General features: G+C 60.0%; 16 protein-coding genes. 10 read left to right on the top strand and 6 right to left on the bottom strand.

Going from position 1 to position 15,821, the window contains the following annotated elements; translation table 11 throughout:
- Positions 1 to 258 precede the first annotated feature (258 nt).
- The 4 genes from AC13QE_RS20380 to pyrG all read left to right on the top strand — a co-directional run bounded on the left by AC13QE_RS20380 (position 259) and on the right by pyrG (position 4,468).
- Positions 259 to 1,155 (top strand): alpha/beta fold hydrolase, encoded by an 897-nt coding sequence (locus AC13QE_RS20380; protein ID WP_488485005.1) that lies wholly within the window; start codon positions 259 to 261, stop codon positions 1,153 to 1,155.
- Positions 1,156 to 1,293: 138 nt separating this feature from the next.
- Positions 1,294 to 2,064: a triose-phosphate isomerase gene (tpiA, locus tag AC13QE_RS20375; RefSeq protein ID WP_112338968.1), complete on the top strand. Its 771-nt coding sequence runs from the start codon at positions 1,294 to 1,296 to the stop codon at positions 2,062 to 2,064.
- A gap of 113 nt (positions 2,065 to 2,177) precedes the next feature.
- Entirely contained in the window at positions 2,178 to 2,696 is a 519-nt protein-coding gene (gene secG / locus AC13QE_RS20370) for a preprotein translocase subunit SecG (protein WP_132716617.1), read from the top strand.
- Between the two features lie 134 nt (positions 2,697 to 2,830).
- Positions 2,831 to 4,468, top strand: a complete 1,638-nt coding sequence (gene pyrG, locus AC13QE_RS20365; protein WP_015339947.1) for a CTP synthase — start codon at positions 2,831 to 2,833, stop codon at positions 4,466 to 4,468.
- 33 nt (positions 4,469 to 4,501) lie between these two features.
- On the opposite strand, the gene ftrA is transcribed toward pyrG, so the two are convergent.
- Complete coding sequence (ftrA, locus tag AC13QE_RS20360; RefSeq protein WP_488485004.1) at positions 4,502 to 5,554, bottom strand: transcriptional regulator FtrA; 1,053 nt, start codon at positions 5,552 to 5,554, stop codon at positions 4,502 to 4,504.
- A 65-nt stretch (positions 5,555 to 5,619) separates the two neighbouring features.
- On the opposite strand from ftrA, the gene AC13QE_RS20355 reads away from it, so the two are divergent.
- The 4 genes from AC13QE_RS20355 (at position 5,620) to AC13QE_RS20340 (ending at position 9,693) form a co-directional block, all read left to right on the top strand.
- Entirely contained in the window at positions 5,620 to 6,012 is a 393-nt protein-coding gene (locus AC13QE_RS20355) for a rhodanese-like domain-containing protein (RefSeq protein ID WP_488485003.1), read from the top strand.
- Between the two features lie 139 nt (positions 6,013 to 6,151).
- Positions 6,152 to 7,201, top strand: coding sequence for a HoxN/HupN/NixA family nickel/cobalt transporter (locus tag AC13QE_RS20350; RefSeq protein ID WP_488485002.1), 1,050 nt, complete (start codon positions 6,152 to 6,154; stop codon positions 7,199 to 7,201).
- 86 nt (positions 7,202 to 7,287) lie between these two features.
- Entirely contained in the window at positions 7,288 to 7,821 is a 534-nt protein-coding gene (locus AC13QE_RS20345) for a FecR domain-containing protein (protein WP_488485001.1), read from the top strand.
- A gap of 12 nt (positions 7,822 to 7,833) precedes the next feature.
- The gene (locus AC13QE_RS20340) at positions 7,834 to 9,693 is read left to right on the top strand and encodes a CHASE2 domain-containing protein (RefSeq protein ID WP_488485000.1); all 1,860 of its coding nucleotides are present in this window, start codon (positions 7,834 to 7,836) and stop codon (positions 9,691 to 9,693) included.
- Positions 9,694 to 9,719: 26 nt separating this feature from the next.
- Here the strand turns inward: AC13QE_RS20340 and AC13QE_RS20335 are convergent, their stop codons facing one another.
- Positions 9,720 to 10,319: a LysE family translocator gene (locus AC13QE_RS20335; protein ID WP_132716611.1), complete on the bottom strand. Its 600-nt coding sequence runs from the start codon at positions 10,317 to 10,319 to the stop codon at positions 9,720 to 9,722.
- A 97-nt stretch (positions 10,320 to 10,416) separates the two neighbouring features.
- On the opposite strand from AC13QE_RS20335, the gene AC13QE_RS20330 reads away from it, so the two are divergent.
- Positions 10,417 to 11,292 carry a LysR family transcriptional regulator gene (locus tag AC13QE_RS20330; RefSeq protein WP_488484999.1) on the top strand — a complete coding sequence of 292 codons (876 nt, stop codon included), beginning with the start codon at positions 10,417 to 10,419 and terminating at the stop codon, positions 11,290 to 11,292.
- A gap of 23 nt (positions 11,293 to 11,315) precedes the next feature.
- Here AC13QE_RS20330 and AC13QE_RS20325 read toward each other — a convergent pair whose 3' ends face one another.
- Positions 11,316 to 12,404: a citrate synthase/methylcitrate synthase gene (locus tag AC13QE_RS20325; RefSeq protein ID WP_488484998.1), complete on the bottom strand. Its 1,089-nt coding sequence runs from the start codon at positions 12,402 to 12,404 to the stop codon at positions 11,316 to 11,318.
- Positions 12,405 to 12,488: 84 nt separating this feature from the next.
- Between AC13QE_RS20325 and AC13QE_RS20320 the strand changes: the two genes are divergently transcribed.
- The gene (locus AC13QE_RS20320; RefSeq protein ID WP_488484997.1) at positions 12,489 to 13,622 is read left to right on the top strand and encodes a citrate synthase; all 1,134 of its coding nucleotides are present in this window, start codon (positions 12,489 to 12,491) and stop codon (positions 13,620 to 13,622) included.
- A 55-nt stretch (positions 13,623 to 13,677) separates the two neighbouring features.
- On the opposite strand, the gene AC13QE_RS20315 is transcribed toward AC13QE_RS20320, so the two are convergent.
- From AC13QE_RS20315 to tehA, 3 genes are all read right to left on the bottom strand, one after another.
- Entirely contained in the window at positions 13,678 to 14,196 is a 519-nt protein-coding gene (locus AC13QE_RS20315; protein WP_488484996.1) for a dienelactone hydrolase family protein, read from the bottom strand.
- Positions 14,197 to 14,335: 139 nt separating this feature from the next.
- Positions 14,336 to 14,707 (bottom strand): VOC family protein, encoded by a 372-nt coding sequence (locus tag AC13QE_RS20310; protein WP_488484995.1) that lies wholly within the window; start codon positions 14,705 to 14,707, stop codon positions 14,336 to 14,338.
- A gap of 30 nt (positions 14,708 to 14,737) precedes the next feature.
- Positions 14,738 to 15,739, bottom strand: a complete 1,002-nt coding sequence (gene tehA, locus AC13QE_RS20305; protein ID WP_488484994.1) for a dicarboxylate transporter/tellurite-resistance protein TehA — start codon at positions 15,737 to 15,739, stop codon at positions 14,738 to 14,740.
- Between the last annotated feature and the right edge of the window lie 82 nt (positions 15,740 to 15,821).

Below are 15,821 nucleotides of genomic sequence, written 5' to 3'. Positions count from 1 at the left end.
CCGGCTTCGGGGAGCGGGGGAGTCCGGAGAAGAGATCGTTGCTATTGTCCATAGAATTTCAAGCTGCTCAGATTTGTTCTGGTGGGGCCAGACCCCTTCATTATCGCATTTGTCGCCGCTATTCGCGAATCACCGTGATTCTGCCAGAAACAGCGCACAAGAGCGATGGCGCCCCACGACGGGGCAGATTCATGAAAGAGATTTGCGTTGCCGGGTGAAGAATGGCAAGCCCGATGGCCGATCGGAGGAAGTATCCGCATGCCAATGTCCACAGCTCATTTGCCCGTTCTGTCCGCAATCTCGGGCATTTTGTTGCTCGCCACCGCCTCGGGAACCTCTGCCGAGATGCTGAAGCCGTTCAAGGACGAACTGTTTTCCAGCCAGACGGTCATTGAGAGTCACGACAACGGCGCCTTCCAGACGATCGATTATCAGGAATTGCGGGATATCAATGGCCGCGACCAGATTCCGGAAAAGCGTGTCAAACCGGCTTATGTCGATACCGGCGTGCGCTGGAAGGCGCAAGAAGACGAAACGCTCGAGATCGGCGATCGCAGGGTCGATGTCACTCGCATAGGCCCCGCATCGAAGCAGGCTTTCACCGTGATCTTCATTCACGGCCGAGGCGGCGACCGCCGGCTTGGCTCCAACGACTATACGTTCGGCGGCAATTTCAACCGGCTGAAGAACCTGGCTTACAAGAACGGCGGCACCTATTATGCGCCGAGCGTCAGAGGTTTCGACAGCAATGGCGTTGCCGATATCGCGGCGCTCATCCGCTATTCCTACGAGCAATCCGGCGGCAAGCCCGTCATACTCACCTGTGCTTCCATGGGGAGCTTCATCTGCTGGGGCATCACGCGCGATGCCGAAAGCGTCAAGCGGCTGAAGGGCATGGCGATCCTGAGTGGCGTTACCGATCCGGATTTCACGAAGAGCGCTTTCTACAAGGCAAAGCTGCCGCTCTGGTTCGCCCATGGCAGCAAGGATCCGGTCTACGCCGCGGCTGACCAGCAAGCCTTATTCGAGAAACTTTACAAGGCGCATTATCCCACGCGTTTTACGCTTTTCGAAACCGGAAATCACGGAACGCCGGTGCGCATGACCGATTGGCGCAAGGTGCTAAACTGGCTCGTCGATCCACAGGCATCGTGAAACACATCGCACAATTCGATTTATTTTCCGGATAAGCATTTTTTCAAACGATTTGAACAGGTTTCGGCCTTGTTCGCTAACTTTCCTTTGCTCCGCCTTTTTGTTAGTCCGATGGATGAAATAGGGGGAGAAACCGGAATGACGAAGACGATACGGCCGCTTTTGGCCGGAAACTGGAAGATGAACGGCACACGCGCGAGCCTGGATCAGATCAAGGCGATCGCGGATGGCGTCAAGACGCCACTGTCGGAGAAAATCGACACGCTGCTCTGCCCCCCGGCGACGCTGCTCTATGTGGCAACGGCGCTGTGCGACGACAGCCCGCTCGCCATCGGCGCCCAGGATTGCCATCAGCAGGTCAGCGGCGCTCATACAGGTGACATCTCGGCCGAAATGATTGCCGACTGCTTCGGCACGCATGTCATCGTCGGCCATTCCGAGCGCCGCAGAAATCACGCGGAAAGCGACATGCTTGTACGAGCCAAGGCACAAGCCGCGCACGATGCCGGCCTGATTGCCATCATCTGCATCGGCGAGACCGCCTACGAGCGCAATAGCGGCCAGACGCTCGACGTTTTGAAGCGGGAGTTGATCGGCTCGGTTCCCGATGGTGCGACCGCCGCAACGACCGTAATTGCTTACGAGCCAGTCTGGGCAATCGGCACCGGCGTGGTTCCGACCAGCGAGGATGTCGAGGAAGCCCATGCCTTCATGCGCGCGGAGCTTATCGAACGCTTCGGCAAGGAGGGCGCAAACATGCGAATTCTTTACGGCGGATCCGTCAGCGGTGCGAATGCGCGCAGTCTTCTCGACATTCCCCATGTCAACGGCGTGCTTGTCGGCGGACAGAGCTTGAAAGCCGCCGACTTCCTTGCCATTTATGCCGCATTCGAACGGCAGTTCGCCTGAAGCAACAACTTGCCCGGAGTTCCGGCCTTAAAAGGGCTTGGAATAGGCGAGAGCCTCATGTAAAGAGCCGCGAGCTTTTATTTTTGATGCCCGCACCGGGCAGGACTGGATCTATGCAAACCGTACTGCTTGTCATCTATCTCATGATCGTCGTCGCCCTTATCGGCGTGGTGCTGATTCAGCGCTCCGAAGGTGGCGGCCTTGGCATCGGCGGCGGATCGGGCTTCATGTCTGCGCGCGGTACGGCCAATGCGCTGACGCGCACCACGGCCATTCTTGCGGCGCTGTTCTTCGCACTTGCGCTCGGCATGAACGTGCTGTCCCGCTTCGAGGCACGCCCGACCGACGTTCTCAACCGTATTCCGAGCACGGCAGGTCAGGGCAACGGTATCCTCGATTCGCTTGGTGGCCAGAAGGGTGCTGCTCCGGCAACCACCCAGCCGAAGCCGGTCGACAATAGCGGCGTGCCAAATAGTGGCGCCGTTGCTCCGCAATCGCAGGCGACCCCGCCGGCCACGACGAATCAGGCAGCACCTGCGCAGCAGGCTCCGGCCGCGACCGGTCAACAGACCGCGCCGGCGACGACCACTCCCGCGCCAGCCGACAACGGCGGCGTCCCGACCGGCAAGTAATTCCGGTCGCCAAAGATCATCCCCGGCAGGTCCTCGGATCTGCCGGTTTTGTTTTGTCCATATTCCGCGTTCTGTAGCCAAAATTCCGGAAACGAATTTTAGGGCTAGCGGAATCATTTGTGAAAAGGTATCCGGTGACTCCCATGGCGCGATATGTATTCATCACTGGCGGCGTGGTTTCTTCCCTCGGAAAAGGAATTGCGGCTGCGGCTCTCGGAGCGTTGTTGCAGGCTCGTGGTTATCGAGTCCGCCTGCGCAAACTCGACCCCTATCTGAACGTGGATCCGGGCACCATGAGCCCGACCCAGCACGGCGAGGTCTTCGTCACCGACGACGGAGCGGAAACCGACCTCGATCTCGGCCACTACGAGCGCTTCACTGGCCGCTCGGCCACCAAGACCGATAACATCACCACCGGTCGCATCTATAAGAACATCATCGACAAGGAACGCCGTGGCGACTATCTCGGCGCGACCGTTCAGGTCATTCCGCACGTTACTAACGAGATCAAGGATTTCGTCACCGAAGGCAATGACGAGTATGATTTCGTCATCTGCGAGATCGGCGGCACGGTCGGCGATATCGAAGCCATGCCTTTCATGGAAGCGATCCGCCAGCTCGGCAACGACCTGCCGCGCGGCACGGCTGTCTACGTTCATCTGACGCTGATGCCGTATATTCCGGCTGCTGGCGAATTGAAGACCAAGCCGACGCAGCATTCCGTCAAGGAACTGCAGGCCCTCGGCATCCATCCCGATATCTTGCTCGTGCGTGCCGACCGGGAAATCCCCGAAGCCGAACGCCGCAAACTCTCGCTGTTCTGCAACGTGCGGGAATCTGCCGTCATTCAAGCGCTCGATGTTGCGAACATCTATGACGTGCCGATGGCTTACCACAGGGAAGGCCTCGACAACGAGGTGCTGGCCGCCTTCGGCATCGAGCCGGCTCCGAAGCCGCGTCTGGAACAGTGGGAAGAGGTCTGCAATCGCATCCGCACGCCGGAAGGCGAGGTGACCATCGCCATCGTCGGCAAATATACCGGCCTCAAGGATGCCTATAAGTCGCTGATCGAAGCGCTGCACCACGGCGGCATTGCCAACCGGGTCAAGGTCAAGCTGGAATGGATCGAGTCCGAGGTCTTCGAAAAGGAAGATCCGGCACCGTATCTCGAGAAGGTTCACGGCATTCTCGTTCCTGGCGGTTTCGGCGAGCGCGGTTCCGAAGGCAAGATCCTGGCTGCCCGTTTCGCGCGCGAACGCAAGGTGCCGTATTTCGGCATCTGCTTCGGCATGCAGATGGCCGTCATCGAAGCGGCCCGCAATCTGGCTGGCGTCGAGCATGCCTCGTCGACCGAGTTCGGCCCGACCAAAGAGCCGGTGGTCGGTCTGATGACCGAATGGCTGAAGGGCAACGAGCTGCAGAAGCGCACCGCATCGGGCGATCTCGGCGGCACGATGCGCCTCGGTGCCTATAAGGCGGCCCTGAAGAAGGGCACGAAGATTTCGGAAATCTACGGTTCCACCGATATTTCTGAGCGCCATCGCCACCGCTATGAAGTCAACATCGACTACAAGGATAAGCTGGAAGATTGCGGCCTGACCTTCTCCGGCATGTCACCGGATGGCGTGCTGCCTGAGACGATCGAATATGCGGATCATCCGTGGTTCATCGGCGTCCAGTATCACCCGGAACTGAAATCCCGTCCGCTGGAACCGCATCCGCTGTTCTCCAGCTTCATCGAAGCGGCGACGGAACAGAGCCGGCTGGTATAGAGCGCTTCACCGAAGCGCTCTAGATCTTTGCTTTTACGCAGTTCGGGACGGAAAAACGCTAGGTACTTTTCCAGGAACTGCTTTGAGGACTGCAAATCGCTTGCGGTAGTCGCTCGGGCTTACCGCAAGCCTCTCCCGAAAATGATGGCGCATGGTGGCTAGCGATCCAAATCCGCTTGCCGCCGCGACATCGTCAAGCGAAATAGCCGTTTGTTTCTCCAGGAGATCGCGGGCGTGCCGCAGCCGCTCGCTGAGGAGCCATTCGCCCGGCGCCATGCCGGTGGTCGCCTCGAAACGGCGCTGAAAAGTCCGCACGCTCATGCCGGCCCGCGCTGCAAGCGTCGCAATGGGCTGATCTTCCTGCAAACGCTCGCGCATCCATTCAAGCAAGGGGCCTAAACGCGCACCCTCGCGCTGCCTCAAAACTGGCGTCTCGATATATTGAGCCTGGCCGCCTTCGCGATGCGGCGGCACCACGAGACGGCGGGCGACGCTATTGGCGGCATCAGGTCCGAAGTCCCGACGTACGACATGTAGGCAGAGATCGATCGCGGCGGCACTGCCGGCGGCCGTGAGCACCTTATCCTCATCGACATAGAGAACATCGGCATCCACTGATATATCTGGATAGCGCGCCGCGATGGACTCGACATAGCGCCAATGCGTCGTCGCCTTGCGACCGGTGAGCAATCCGGCGGCGGCGAGGACCGCGACACCAGAGCAAAGCGACATGATGCGGACGCCGCGGCGGCTCGCCGCTTGAAGCTGGGCAATCAGCGGGGCAGGGACTGCCGTGCCTATTCCACGCCAACCGGGCACGACGATCAGATCGGCATCGGCAATGACCTCGAGGCTATGATCGACCTGTACCGTCAGCCCGCCGGCGGCGCGCAGAGGGCCATCCTCGATCGCGCAGGCGGAAAACCTGTACCAGTCGTCGCCCATCTCCGGTCGCGGCAGGCCGAAAATTTCGTAGGCGACACCGAATTCGAAGGTGCAGAGCCCGTCATAGACGAGGGTGACGACATGTGGGCCGCGAAGATTGGGGTTATTTGAGTTTGGCATGATATTGACGTTATATGGCATTTCGGCCAATTTCAACCACGGGATCGCTCAGGCATGAATGCACCGAACCAAAGAAGGAGCGTTCCATGTCTCTCGTCAGTGAAATCCCTACTGCAGATCCCAGTTTCGTCGCAGAGCACTATGCCAAGAGGCTTGGCTTCGAAACCGATTGCTCCGACGTCTACCAGTCCATGACATCGGGCAATGTCGATTTCGTTCTGCTCGATGTCCGCGGCCCTGCCATGTTTCAAGAGAAGCATATCCCGGGTGCGCTCAACCTGCCGCATGGCAAGATGACCGCGAGGAAGATGGCGGAATGGCCGGACGATACACTCTTCGTCGTCTATTGCGCCGGGCCGCATTGCAACGGCACCGACAAGGCGGCTTGGCGTCTGGGCACGCTCGGCAAACGCGTGAAGGTCATGATCGGCGGCATGACCGGCTGGGCCGATGAGGGTTATCCGTTCGCGAAGGGCTGAGCGCGAGGGCAGAGCTGGCATATGCCGGGTCTGCCCGTTTTTGCGACACTGCGAAAAACTTCGGCATCTACGTCATTTACCTGTCGCGCCGCTTTCCTTTCCGTGACACTGTGCGAGTAAGCATAACGGGAACAAAAGTATGATCCTCAATCCATTTGATGATGGCGTCGAGCGGCCGAAAGCGAAGATCGCCATCACCTTCACGCTGTTGATTACTTTCAATATTGCCGCTTGGGCTTGGGCCTGGGTCGCTTTTGCAGACCGCCCGTCTTTGCTTGGCATTGCGCTTCTCGCCTATATGTTCGGCCTACGCCACGCTTTCGATGCCGATCACATCGCCGCCATCGACAATGTCGTACGCAAGCTCATTCAGGAAAAGAAGCAGCCCCATGCCGTCGGCTTTTTCTTCTCGCTCGGTCATTCCTCCATCGTGGTGATCGCCTCGATCCTGATTGCCGCGACGGCAGCTGCCATGCAGAGCCAGCTCGATTCCTTCCACGATATCGGCGGCGTCATCGGCACGACGGTTTCGGCGGTTTTTCTCCTGCTGATCGGCATCGCCAATCTCTTCGTACTGAAAGGTGTTTGGTCGGCCTTCAGAAAGGCGCAGAGGGGCGAGAGGATCGCGGAAGAGGATCTCGACACGCTGCTTGCCGGTGGCGGCTTCATGGCGCGCATCTTCCGGCCCATGTTCAAAGTCGTAACCCGCTCCTGGCACATGTATCCGATCGGCTTCCTTTTCGGCCTCGGCTTTGACACAGCAACAGAGATTGGGGTTCTAGGCATTTCCGCGGCTCAAGCCGCGCAGGGCATGTCCTTCTGGACCATCCTCGTCTTTCCGGCGTTATTTACCGCCGGCATGTCGCTGATGGATACTCTCGACAGCACGCTGATGACGGGAGCCTATGGCTGGGCCTTCGTCAAGCCGGTGCGCAAGCTCTGGTACAATCTGACCATCACCGCGGCGTCAGTCGTCGTCGCCGTCTTCATCGGCGGCATCGAGGCTTTGGGGCTCATCGCCGACAAACTCGGCCTCGAAGGAGGTTTCTGGAGCTTCGTGGGCGAACTCAACGACAATCTTGCCAATTTCGGCTTCGCGGTCGTCGGCATTTTCCTTTTGAGCTGGCTGGTTTCGACGGTGCTCTATAAAGCCGGAGGCTACGACAACTTGCAGATCAATCGCTCTTGACGCATCATTGCGCCCGGGGATCGATCATGTTTTGACTGGACATCGTCGTCCGCGGCTCCAGTTATATGCGATGAGGGGCCACCACCATGATCCATGCAAGCAGTATTCGCAGCCTAGGACTGACGGCAGGCATCCTGTTCGTCATCGGCGCCGGCACAGCTTTTGCGCAAACTGTCACGAATTGCCCGCTGCGGCCGACCGTCAGCACCGAACGCCGGACTTTGAATTGCCAGCCTGGGCTTAGCATCACCGTCGAGCGCGGCGCGCATTTCCACCTTGCTGACCGAAATCGGGATGGCCGGGTGGATGCTATCGTGCTCGACAGCAAGGCGGCCTTGGTCGATGTGGACAGTAGCCGTGTTCAGGGTGGGTTCGAAGTGGTAACGCCGCAGGCGATCGCTGCCGTCCGCGGCACGCGATGGGCTGTTGACGCGCAACGTGGCAAGACATCCGTGCTTGTGTTGCGCGGCCGTGTTGCGGTTAACAAGGTATCGACCGGGCAGGGGGTGACGCTCGGGCAGGGGCAAGGTGTCGATGTGGATCGCACCCGCTCTGCCTTGCGTGTCAATCCGTGGGGACAGCCGCGCATAAACGCCTTGATGGCACGCCTGGGCCAGTGAGATCCCGACGCCATGCGCAGACCATCGCTGCAAACGCTGATTGCGCTTCTCTTGACTGTCGCCTGGAGCCTGGGTCTTGGCATTGCGCATCTGCGCGGTGACATTCCCTTCATCGACGGCGCGGAAGCAACCCTTACAAATCTCCGCAATACGCTCGGCGGCCGTAGCCAGCCGCCCGATCTTGTCACGATCGTCGCCATCGACGATGAGACCTCGCGAGTGGCGGGGCGCTATCCCTTGCCACGCGCCACGCTTGCCAGGATCGTTGATGCCATCGCCGCCATGGGACCCAAAGCCATCGCCCTCGACGTGCTTCTGGTCGATCCCGGTGACGAAGCCGGCGATACGGCGTTGGAGCAATCACTCAAGCGGACCAACGTCGTGCTGGCTGCAGCCGGCATCTTTCCCGAAAGCCGCCAGCGCGTTGTCGACAACAGCAACGAGCCTCTCGCCCGCGTGCCCAGCGCGCTGCAATTCCTCGAACCGCAGCAGCGGTTCGCCGATGCCGCAAGCTATGGGATCGTCAATCTGCAGACCGACAAGGCGGGCACGCCGCGTTTCGTTCCGATGCTGTTTCGCAGCGGCGAACGGATCGAGCCATCCTTTTCGCTGCGCGTGGTTTCCGCCGCAAGCGGCGAGCAGACGACTGTTCTTTCCGACCATATCAAGATCGGCGACCGCTCCATCCATACCGACGCCGGCTATCTCATGCCGCTCTCGTTCTACGGTCCGCGTGGAACGATCCGCACCGTCAGCGCCAGCGCGGCGCTGAGCGGCCAGTTGCCGGAAGCCACGATTAGGGACCATGTCGTCGTTATCGGCGCGACCGTTACAGGGGGAGGAGATGTCTTTCCGACGCCGTTCGATCCCGTTCTGCCCGGTGTCGAGGTGATCTCCACTTCCATTACGCATCTGATCGCAGGGGATGGACTGGTACGCGACCGCAACGTTCGTTTCATCGACCTTTATTTCGCCGTCGGGCTGCCGATTGCCGTTGTCAGCCTTCTTTCATGGCGACGCAGCACCATAGGTCTGATCATGGTGCTGGGCGTCGTCCTCCTTTGGTTTGCCATCAACGTCAGCGCCTTCAAGCATGGAATTTGGCTAAGCGCCGCCCTTCCGATTGCGGCAACTGTCCCGCCGGCGCTGCTGTTTGGCGCGATCCAGCTTTGGCTCGACCGCAGACGCGCCACCCGCTTCGCCGAACAAAGCCAGCTGCTGCAGCGCATCCAAGCGCCTGGTCTGGCCGAGCATCTTGCGCGCGATCCCGGCCTTCTCGCAGAGCCGGTACACCAGGAGGCGGCCGTCGTCTTCATCGATATCAATGGCTTCACCGGCCTTAGCGAATCGATCGGCCCGACCGCCGTGCGTGAACTGCTGAACGGCTTCTACAATCTCGTCGACGAAGAAGTGACTGCATCCGGCGGTGCCATTACCAGCTTCATGGGTGACGGCGCGATGATCCTTTTCGGCCTGCCGCATCCAAAGCCTGCCGATCCTGCCAATGCAGCGCATTGTTGCATTCGCCTGGCTCATCGGATGAGAGATTGGCTCTCGGCATTGCCGCAGGGAATAACCTCGCGAATCGGTTTCAAAATCGGCGCTCATTTCGGCACCATCGTCGCCTCGCGGCTCGGCCGTGGCGATCGTCAACAGATCACTGCGACGGGTGATACGGTTAACGTTGCCAGTCGCTTGATGGAGGTTGCCGCAGGTCACCATGCGGAGGCTGCCATCAGCGCCGACCTCTTGCTTGCGGCGGGTCGCGACAGCGCTCCCTTCAAAGAGGGGCACCTCAACGGCCCGATCGAAACAAGCCTGCGTGGCCGCGCCGGTTCTTTGACCATATGGCTGTGGCGCGGTCGACCGTGATCCGCGAGATCTCAGCGCGTCGGATCTTATTCGTACCACATGGGAGCGATTGAAATCACGAGGAGGCAAGCCAGAGAGATGTTGACCGCTCGCCATTGCCAAGGCGTTTTCAAGAGGTGTCCGAGCATTTGCCCTAGAGCACACCAAACTGCCAAAGAGAAAGCGGCGATAAGGCAGAAGGTCACGCCAAGTAGGAATGCAAGTCTGGCCGGACTATCCGCCAGCGCGGCAAAGGAGGCGGCGGCCCCCATCGTCATGGCCCAGCCCTTGGGATTGTGCCAGAGCATCCAGACGCCGGCAAGGAAGCCTGTCGGCCTCACCATCTGCCCGGCCTCGTGCGGCCGGCCGCTTCTGCCGATTCGAATAGCGAGCCAGATCAAATAGAGCGAGCCCAGCGTCTTCATGGCGATTTGCAACATTGGCAAGGCCATCAAAACGCCACCCAGCCCAGCCGCCGCCGCACCGGCCATGGAGCCCAGGCCGAAGGCAAAGCCGCCCATGACAGGTATCGAGCGGCGGAAACCGAAATGCGCACCGGACGCTGTCGCGAGCGTGGTCGCACCGCCCGGCGTTATGGTGGAAACCAATGCGAAGAGTATCAGCGGCAGCAAGGGTTCGATCGTCATATCCAGCCTTTCTCTAATTGAAAAAGGCATAGGCGCCGCTCCAGCATCATGAAATCGAATATTGAAGGATCGACGCATTAGCAATTATAATGCCCGCATGATCCGAAACTTTGATATTGCCCTCATCAGAACCTTCGCCACTGTTGCCGACCAGGGGAGCATGACGATTGCAGCCAATATGCTGCATATGACGCAAGGCGCCGTCAGCCAGCAGATCAAGCGGTTGGAGGACATGCTCGGCTGCGCCCTGTTCGAGCGCGACAGGCGCGGATTGCGGCTGACGGAAGCCGGAGAACGGCTGCGCGGCAATGCCCGCCGCCTGCTTGTCTTGAATGACGATATCTGGGACGACATGACGGAAAGCACGGTTCGCGGCGGCGTCCGGCTCGGCGTTCCCTATGATCTCGTTGGAGCAACGCTGGCCCCCGTGCTGAAATCCTATGCCGAGCGCCATCCGCAGGTGGAGATTTCGCTGGTCTGCGCATCGTCACCGGAACTGCTGGAAGAGCTGGGGAAGGGAGCTATCGACCTCTGCGTGGCGGAGGAGCCTTACGGCACCTCGCAGGGGGAATGTCTGGCTGTGGAACGGCTCGTCTGGGTCGGAGCGAAGGCCGGCAACGCCCATCGCAAGGTGCCGCTGCCGATCTCGATGGTCGCCGATACCTGTGCCTTCCGATCGTCCGTCTTTGCGGCGCTCAGCAAGGATGGTCTGCGCTGGCGGACGGTCTTTGAGAACGGCAATATCGAGGCGACCATGGCAACTGTGCGCACGGACCTGGCTATCACCGCCTGGCTCGCTTCGACCGTTCCGGCTGATCTCGATATTCTTACCGTCGAGCAGGGTCTGCCCGAATTGCCGGTCTTTTCGATCAATCTGCATTTGCCGAAAAGTGGCGCGACGCCGCAGGCGCTGGAGCTTGCCCGCCATATCCGCGAGGGCATGATGCGACCGCGCCAATCCGCGGCCGCCTAAGTTCCGCCTTCTGGCAGGCCTGCCTATGCCGCCTTCGGCAGCGGACCGACATAGCGCGATTGCGGGCGGATCAAACGTCCGTCAAGCGTCTGCTCGCGGGCATGGGCGATCCAGCCGACCGTGCGGCCGATCGCGAAGACGCCGGTGAAGGAGCTGCGGGGGAAGCCGAGGGCATCGAGCAGCAGGGCGGTGTAATATTCGACATTGACGTCCAAGGGCCGATCCGGCTTGCGCTCTTTCAACAGCGCCAGCGCTGCCGTCTCGATCGCTTCCGCCAAGGCGATCCGTCCAGCATCTGCCTGGCCGGTGGCGAAGATGGGCTTTAATGCCGTCTTCAGCGCATCGGCGCGCGGGTCACGCACGCGGTAGATGCGATGGCCGAAGCCCATCAGCCGCTCGCCACGATCGAGCGCCTGCGACAGCCAGGCGCGTGCATTTTCGGGCTTTCCGACACCGTCAAACATATCGAGGACAGGGCCGGGGGCGCCGCCGTGCAGAGGGCCTTTAAGGGCGCTAATTGCGGCAAGCACCGAGGAGGTCAGGCCGGCCTGGGTCGAGGCGATGACGCGGGAAGCGAAGGTCGACGCATTCAAGCCGTGATCGGAAATCGTCACCAGATAGGCATCGAGTCCCGCCGTCTGCTCTGCCGTCGGTACACCGCCCGTCAACATGCGCAGGATATCACCGGATTGGGACAAGGATGCATCCGGCTTGATCGGTGCTTGCCCTTTCTGCAATCGCAAGATGGCCGGCAGGAAGACGGCCGGAGCCGCCATCAGGCGGATCGCGGTGGCGAAATTCTCGCCGTCAGCAACGCGCGCCAGCAAGGCCCGCACGGCGTCCACCGGCGGCAGTGCGAGTAGAGCGGCATCGGCAGCCTCGACATGCGGGAACAGCGCAACGCGAGCCGCGCCGAGTTGAGTTCGGATGGAAGCTGCATCGATATGTTCGTCAAACAGGCCATCCAGCAGCAGCGCCGCAACATCCTCGAAGCGGCTGGTTGCAACCAGATCATCGAGCGACACGCCGCGGATGATCAGGCGACCGGCAGCGCCGTCAACGTCGGACAGCTTGGTTTCTGCGGCAATGACATCTTCAAGACCACTTTTCATTACGGTTCTCCTTTGACTATCCGATTAGATCGGATCTATTTCTATTGACGTCAATCTTGACGCAATTGATCAATATGAGGACCGATGAGCTGGCTGACGGCAGAGCAGGCGCTGAACCTGCTGGGAACGAAATCACAGACGCTCTATGCCAATGTCAGCCGCGGGCGCATTCGTGCGAAAGCCGATCCCGCAGATACGCGGCGCAGCCTTTATTTCGCCGATGACGTCAAGCGATTGGCCGCCCGCCATGCCGGAAGGCGCAAGACCGAGGCGGTGGCCGCCGAGGCCATTCAATGGGGCGATCCGGTATTGCCATCGGCGCTATCGACCGTTTCGAACGGCAGGCTTTTCTATCGCGGCACGGACGTGGCGATGCTTGCCGAAAGCGCAAGCCTCGAAGACATCGCGCTGCTGCTTTGGGACATGAAGCGGCCGTTGCGATTAGAGCAAGGCGAGGCGCGGCGGAAGCCGCCTTCCATGAATAGCGCTTTCTCCATGCTTGCCGAGCGCATAACGGGCGATCTGCCGTCACTCGGACGTTCACTTCCGGCCCTCCAAAGCGAAGCTGAAAGCGTATTCGGTACGGTGGCCGAAGCATTGGCTCCCGGCCCATGGGATCAGCCGCTGCATCGACGTCTCGCGACTGCCTGGAACCGTCCGGATGCCGAGGATGTGATCCGCCGTAGCTTCGTCCTGCTTGCAGATCATGAGTTGAACGCGTCAACCTTCACCGCGCGGATCACGGCATCGGCAGGCGCAACATTATCTGCGGCCACTCTATCCGGCCTTTCGACGCTGACGGGTCCGCTGCATGGCGGCGCATGGCAGAGCGTGCGCACGCTGATCGCGCGGGCAGCCACGACGGGCGTGGATGAGGCGGTCCGCAGCTATCTGGCGGAAGGGCGGCCATTGCCGGCTTTCGGCCATCAGCTTTATCCCGACGTCGATATCCGTGGCGAGGCATTGCTCGGCTGCTTCACACTGCCTCCGCTCTTCGCCAGGGTTCGCGATGTCGGCGAGCAATTGGTCGGTGAGCGCGTCAATGTTGATTTCGCACTGACGGCGATGACCCACGCCTATCATCTCCCGGAGGATGCACCGCTGATCATTTTCGCGCTGGCACGGACGGTCGGCTGGCTTGCGCATGCCATGGAACAGGCCACCAGCGGCAGGCTCATTCGCCCGCGTGCGCGCTATGTCGGCCCGCCGGTAGGGTGATTTGTCCGCTGGCTGCGGTGATGGCTATATGGTCCCAAAGGAGCACAGATACGCGCTATGGAAAGAGGCTTTCGATGAAGGCTCCAATATCCGTGCGCAAAGGAGAGTTCGGCGTAGCGGCGTCAATCCGATAAAAATCGTGCTGCTTTCCTGCGTAGGCTTTCCAATAACTCGGAAGAGTGTCGTTCCAACTTTCGGTTGGCCGGTATGGGTCGGCCTCTCCCCAGAGTACCATAGTCGGTATATTCAAAGGGGAGGTTTCCAAGCGCAGTCTCGTTGATGATACGCAGATCAAAGCCTTGAGCTCCAGCCCCTCCTTGACCGCATTCCATAGAGCAGTCCCACCTGCGCTGAAGCCGATGCCGACGCACATGCGTCCATCAAGTTCGAGAAGTCCTCGAAGCGCTTGTTGCAAACCACCTTTATTGAAAAGGTGGTCGTGAAGATTGTCTCCACTCAGGTCAGGGCGCCCGCTGAGGCTGGCAAGCTGTAAGCCGCGGTGCCTAAAGCCTCCGGCATCCAATAGTTCGACAAAAGTTTCCGGAAAGCCATGGATATCGCTAACGACCAACAAGTCTTGCGTTCTTGAACGGCACATAATCAGACCATTTTTTATCGTTTCGATAGCCGCATTGCCTTCGCGCCGAGTCGGTCGTACTGCGCTATGTCGGCGACCCTTACAGTGACTTCACAGGAAATGCAGCTCCCGCCACTCAGGTCGCCGGCAAGTGACAAACCGCTTCGATGTTGTGGCCATCCGGATCGAGAACGAAAGCGCCATAGTAGTTCGCGTGATAGTGAGGACGAAGCCCCGGAGGGCCGTTGTCGATGCCGCGGGCAGCAAGTGCCGCCCGGTGAAATTCGTCAACGATTTTCCTGCTTTCGACCGTGAAGGCTATATGTGCACTTGTTTGCGGTGCATCGCGCTGACCGATCCAGAAGAAAGCCTTCTGTCCAATGCCGTAACCCGCAAATCTTTCGCCTTCGGCATAAAGACGCTCTATGCCGATAGAGCGCAGTATCGTGTCATAAAAGATCTTCGATCGCTCAAGATCGCGAACCCCGATCGTCACATGATCAAGCACAGCACCCTCCAAAAGTGAGATTGAGCTCGACTACCGCTGGCCAACGGTGCCAGCGTCGCGGTCGGCAAGCGCGACCCAGCCGATGACGAGTTTGCGGTTGGCAATCAGCCAGATCGTCGCCAGCGCGATCAAACCCACGACGATATTGGCGGCGACGAAGAGAATGGGGGCAAGTTGCGTGACAGGGCCGACATCGCCGCGTTCGATAAGGCGCATCGGGGCAGTTGCCAGTGCCGTTGCACCGAAGGTGAAGGCCCAATAGGCGGGGCTAAAGCCTTCTTTCATGATCCAGGGCAGGAGGCGCAACATGATCAGAGCCTGCAGCAAGCCGTAGCCGATCATTGCATGGACGAGCATATCGGGAGGGCCTTGTGTGACGCTGATATAGGCTAGCGCACCAACGGCCGGCGGCGCCAGCTGAATTCCAAGGGTCGGCCGCAGCGGCGCGGCCAACGCCGGTCCGGTCAGCAGACGATGCAGCAGCGCGGATTCGATGGCAAGCCAGGCGAAGAAGCCGGCGCCGAAGAAAAGCTGCGCCCATTGCGGAAAGCCGAGTGCGGCGCCGACGATGGCGGTCACGAAGCTGCCGGCGACGCTTGGCAGGTAGAGCACGGCAGTGGTCGTCGCAATATCGCGTTCGCCCTGCCAGAGCCCACCCGTGCGCCAAACGGAGAATGCCAGTGTGTAGACTGCGCCGATCAGGAATATGGTTTCGGCACCGATGCGCGAATAGGGCAGCAGGCCACCGGCCACCAGCATGGTTGCGACGCCGACGAGGCCGATGAAGCAGCACTGGACAGGGTGCGCCACTTCCTTGAAGGCCTCCTCGCGCGCAACCATCCATTTCAAAGCGTAGAGTACGATCAGCACCAGCCAGACGGCTAGCGCAATAAAGGTCAGCACTTCACCGATAAGAGCCGGCAGGCGCCAGATGCGTGCACCCACGCGCCACACATTGGCGAGACCAGAAAGGCCAAGAACCATGCCGAAAAACGAAGCTGGAACCAGCGGCAGTTTCAAAGACGCAGTCATATGCCCCCTTTTTCGCCTATGTGAGGCCCATCTTAAAGAGAATTGTGCAAGGAATTCGAGATCGATGCTAAATCTATCAATG

Source organism: Martinezella sp. CNPSo 3957, assembly GCF_057784395.1.
The sequence above is the reverse complement of the archived record's forward strand: the minus strand, read 5'-3'. Positions and strand labels throughout refer to the sequence as shown.